The sequence below is a fragment of the Streptomyces sp. NPDC002130 genome (genome assembly GCF_040296465.1).
In the GTDB taxonomy this organism is placed as follows: Bacteria; Actinomycetota; Actinomycetes; order Streptomycetales; family Streptomycetaceae; genus Streptomyces.
In genome coordinates this window covers 1-2,251 of sequence record NZ_JBEOXI010000590.1, presented here as the reverse complement: position 1 = coordinate 2,251, position 2,251 = coordinate 1, and the positions used below count along the sequence as shown (strand labels likewise).

General features: G+C 70.8%; 3 protein-coding genes. 1 reads left to right on the top strand and 2 read right to left on the bottom strand.

Annotation, left to right across the window (positions count from 1 at the left end; genetic code table 11):
• Positions 1–95: 95 nt before the first annotated feature.
• Both ABT116_RS43220 and ABT116_RS43215 read right to left on the bottom strand, forming a co-directional pair.
• Positions 96–986 carry a glycoside hydrolase family 19 protein gene (locus ABT116_RS43220; protein WP_351646230.1) on the bottom strand — a complete coding sequence of 297 codons (891 nt, stop codon included), beginning with the start codon at positions 984–986 and terminating at the stop codon, positions 96–98.
• A 241-nt stretch (positions 987–1,227) separates the two neighbouring features.
• Complete coding sequence (locus tag ABT116_RS43215) at positions 1,228–1,665, bottom strand: MarR family winged helix-turn-helix transcriptional regulator (RefSeq protein WP_351646227.1); 438 nt, start codon at positions 1,663–1,665, stop codon at positions 1,228–1,230.
• Between the two features lie 79 nt (positions 1,666–1,744).
• On the opposite strand from ABT116_RS43215, the gene ABT116_RS43210 reads away from it, so the two are divergent.
• Positions 1,745–2,251, top strand: a 507-nt coding sequence (locus tag ABT116_RS43210; RefSeq protein WP_351646232.1) for an ABC transporter substrate-binding protein, incomplete at its 3' end; no start/stop codon positions are given.

Genomic DNA, 2,251 nt, shown 5'->3' with positions numbered 1-2,251 from the left:
GGGCGTGGGGGGTGCGTAGGCGCATGAGGGATGCCCTTCGATCAAACAGTCAGGTTCATGACATCCCGCATGACACCACGCCGGCCGGTGCTGCGTCAGCAGTACAGGTTGCCGCCGGGTGACGTACCGAGGATCTGCGTGAAGCGCTGGTAGTTGTTCACCCGGCTCTGCACCTGCGCCGGGTTCTTGCCGTCGCACTCCAGGGAACCGTTGATGCTGCGGATCGTCTGGCCGAAACCGGCGCCGTTCACCATGGCGTTGTGCGGGGTCATGCTGCCGGGGCCGGTCTGGGTGTTCCAGTACCACAGGGCCGTCTTCCAGGCGACGGCCGAGTCGTTCTGCACCAGCCAGGGGTTGTTCAGCAGGTCGATGCCGAGCGCGTCGCCCGCGGCCTTGTAGTTGAAGTTCCAGCTCAGCTGGATCGGGCCACGCCCGTAGTAGGCGGCCTGCCCGGCCGGACAGCCGTAGGGCCGGCTCCAGTCGCAGTAGTGCGGGTAGTTGGCGGTGTTCTGCTCCACCACGTGCACCAGACCGCCGGTCTCGTGGCTGACGTTGGCGAGGAAGGCCGCGGCCTCCTGCTTCTTCACCGTGTCGCCGCCGGTGTTGGCGAAGCCGGGATAGGCGCCGAGGGCGGCGGTGAGGCCGCTGTAGGTGTAGAACGAGTTCCGGTTCGGGAACATCTGGTTGAACTGCGCCTCGCTCACCACGAAGCGGGCGTTGGGCGTGCCCGGACCGTTGTCGCAGGCGTACGGCTCCCAGTACCAGGTGCTGATGACCGGGTCGTAGCCCGGGTTGGCGTGCTCGGCGATGTACGCCTTGCCGTCGCTGTAGCGGACGATGTCGCCCGCGGCGTACGACTTCCCGGCCGTCCAGTTCGGATAGCTGGAGCAGGTGGCGGCCGAGGCGTTCGTGGCGGGCAGGAGCACCGGCGCGGGGCCGGCGAGGGCGAGGGCGGCCAGGACTGCGGAGATGCGGCGTCTCGACACGGTTCAACTCCTTCGCGGAGCACGGCCGCACCCTGACGAGGGCAGGGTGAAGCAGGCCCTTGACCGCACGCGCCGGTGGTCCGGTCACGGCGTGGGGGCGGCCGTGGTGGGGGGCTGGGAGGCACACTCAACCGCTTTGGTCTGTACCAGTCAAGGGTGTAGACCAGTCAGGTGCAGGCCCTTCGGGTACAGAACTGCCGGGTCCGCGCCGGGCGACGGCCCGCCATGCCTCGCTCGGGGCTCACACGCGCGCCGAGCCCTCCAGCGTCGCCGCCAGCCGGTCCAGCAGGGACCGCAGCAGGTCGTCGTCGCCGTCGCCGAGCGGCGGCCAGCCGGCGCGGACGGCGCGGTCGACGCGCTGCCAGTACTCCTGGCCGCGCGGGGTGAGATGGGCGAGGACACGACGCCGGTCGAACGGATCGACCCTGCGGTGCACCACGTTCTGGTCGACGAGCTGGTCGACCAGCTTGGTCAGCGTCGGAGGCGGCAGGAAGGCGGCCTCGGCGAGCCCCGTCATGTGGTGCCCCTCACCGTCGGACAGCGCGGCCAGCACCCGCCACGCGTCGAGCGAGCAGCCCTCCGCCTCCAGCACGCCCTGCAAACGCCGCGCCGCCAGCCGTTCGGCCCGCGTCAGCAACTGCACGAGGTCGTCGGGACGACGCGGGGTGGGGCTGGGCATCCCTGCTCCTAGGTCACGAGGGGTGTCCATCGTAGGAGACGCACTGGAGTTCGTCCGGTGGAGCCGGAATCATGACGCCATGTTCCGGCACGACCTCCCAGGGACCGAGTGGTTCACGGCCGACGACTCCGTCCTCGGCGTGGCCCTCGTCTTCCCCCTGCGGGGCCCGGCCGGGATCTTCGGGCCCGCCTGCGAGCTGTGCGCGCGGCTGGCCGCCGAGGAGGTCAACCGGGAGGGCGGCGTGCTCGGCAGGGAACTGCGGCTGGTGCCGGTCGACGGCTCGGGCCCGCCCGGCGAGATCGCGGACGAGGTCGAGGCGCTGGTGGATCTGGGTGCCGTGCAGGGCGTCACCGGCTGGCACATCTCCTCCGTACGGCAGGCTCTGGCGCCGAGGATCGCGCACCGCGTCCCGTACGTGTACACCGCGCTGTACGAGGGCGGGGAGAACACGGCGGGGGTCTTCCTGACCAGCGAGATCCCGGGCGACCAGCTCCGGCCCGCGATGGATCTGCTGGCGCGCGAGCGCCGGGTCCGGCGCTGGTTCGTGGTGGGCAACGACTACGTGTGGCCGCGGCACACGGCCCGC